The sequence below is a fragment of the Streptacidiphilus jiangxiensis genome (genome assembly GCF_900109465.1).
GTDB classification, from domain to species: Bacteria; Actinomycetota; Actinomycetes; order Streptomycetales; family Streptomycetaceae; genus Streptacidiphilus; species Streptacidiphilus jiangxiensis.
In genome coordinates this window covers 1-1,962 of record NZ_FOAZ01000083.1, presented here as the reverse complement: position 1 = coordinate 1,962, position 1,962 = coordinate 1, and the positions used below count along the sequence as shown (strand labels likewise).

The following is a 1,962-nucleotide window of genomic DNA, read 5'->3' as shown; positions in this document are numbered from 1 at the left end:
ACACCGCCGAGATGGACCGGGCCCTCGACGCGCTGCTGCCGATCGCGCTCCAGTCGCAAGCCGTCGTCGTCGAACACGCGGACCTCGGAGCGCGACTGCTCGCCGAACGGCTGGCCGCGGCCGGGCACCGGCGGGTCATCACCGTGGGCAGTGACCGCTCCTGCGATGTCCGGGTCGTCCAGGCCGTCTGGACCGGGGTCACCCAGACAGCGCTCAGCGTCGGCGGCGAGGTCCACAAGTTCACCCTGGTCACACCGGGACGACGCAACGCGCTGGCCGCGGCCGCCGTGTTCGCCGCAGGCCTGGAGATCGGAGCGGATCCCCGGGACCTCGCCGCCAGCCTCACCGCGTTCCCCGGCGTCCCCGGGTTCCTCACGGCCTCCACCGCGCTCGGGCTGCCGCCCAGCGTCACCGTGCTGACCTCCGCCGCCCGCCGCCCGGAGGAGGTCGCCGACGACCTCGACTCCGCCTTCGAGACCACCGAGGGCAAGGTCGTGGTCCTCGGCGACCTGACCAGATTCCGCCCGGACCAGGCCGAAACGCTCGCCGGCGCGCTCGCCGAGGCCAGCCACGTCGTCCTGCTGGCCGCTCCCGACGACCAACAGGGCACCGTCACCGCGGTCCTCGACGAGCTGGCCCGCGAGAGCGTCACCCTCCTCCGCCACGGCCCGTGCGAACCCGCACCGGCCGCCGCCCTGTCCGGCCTCGCCGCCGACGACGACCTCGTGCTGCTCCTTGGTCCGGTCCCCTCCGACCGGGAGGTCCGGTGAACGCGCCCCCGGCCCAGACCCAGCTGCTCGACCCGTTCGACCTCGTCCTCGGCCGACACCTGAACCACTTACGGGAGACCCACAACCGCACCCTCGACACGGTCAGCAGCGCGCTGACCGGCCACTGGACCGCGACCCCGCACGACCTCGCCAGGTTGGAGGCCGGCCAGGGCGCTGGCCTCCGGGACGTCCTCGACGCCGGCCACGGACCGGTCCTCGCCCGCGCCTGCGGCATCGGACGAGCAGCCGCCGACTGGAGCACGTGCCTGGACGAGCATCGCCGCGACTGCGCCTCAGGGACCGCCACACCGGGCATCTCGTTCACGGATACCGCCCCCGGCTGGGCACACCGCTACCAGCTCCTCGAGCAGCAGGCCCACGAGATCGTGTACGCCATCAACGGAGACCGGCTGCCTGCCCCTCTGCTCGACGACTCACTCCGGCAGCGCCTGTGGGCCTCCACCGCGCCGACCGCCCTCCGCCAGCAGCACCCCGGCCCGAGGACCGGGCGGCTGCGGGCCGTGTCAGGGATCCGGTGCGGCCTGTGCCAGCTCTACCGAGAAGGACTTACCGACACCAGGCTCGGCGCCGCCCAGTGGGAACGGCACGTCGACCAGGCTCGCGCCGCGGTCCTAGCCGACCGGATCCGACGCCCCGGGCACCCGACCGTCCTGTTCATCAACGAGATGATGCTCCTCACCTGGACGCGCGGGACCGAGATCCACACCCAGCAGCTGCGTCACCTCGCCGAGCTGGCCACCAGCCCTTCCCTGCGCGTCCGGGTCCTGCCCAACGACCTCGGGAAGCCGATCATCGTGGACCGGACCGAGCTGCGGATCGACACCACCGTTCTGACGGTCACCCCAGCTCCGCGAGCCGTCACCTACGAAGCGCTGACGGACAGGCGGATGTCCGCATTACGGAAGCTGGCGCTCCCGGTCGCGGAGAGCATGGGCATGCTTCAAGAAGCGGCGGCCGGAACGCTGGAGCGATCGTGGTAGGCCGACCGGCGCCCTTGCCCACAGGCCGGCGGCTGCGGCCCGCCGCACGAGGTCCTCGACCTGCGCGCGGGCAAAGCCCGCAGACTCGCGGAGCCCACCGATGAGCCGGCTGCCGCGCCCCGGGAGCGTCGTCGTAGTGATCTCCGAGCAGGCCGCCGAGTATCAGCGTGCTGACGTGCAAGATCCAGCGC

Annotated in this window: 1 protein-coding gene and 1 pseudogene; both read left to right on the top strand. The window is 72.7% G+C overall.

The genetic code is table 11. From position 1 onward, the window contains the following. A pseudogene (locus tag BMY61_RS46990) lies at nt 1–770 on the top strand (hypothetical protein); the annotation flags it as partial. Further along, the gene (locus BMY61_RS43735) at nt 767–1,771 is read left to right on the top strand and encodes a Scr1 family TA system antitoxin-like transcriptional regulator (RefSeq protein ID WP_042449551.1); all 1,005 of its coding nucleotides are present in this window, start codon (nt 767–769) and stop codon (nt 1,769–1,771) included. The pseudogene BMY61_RS46990 and the gene BMY61_RS43735, both read left to right, overlap by 4 nt. The last annotated feature ends 191 nt before the right edge of the window (nt 1,772–1,962 follow it).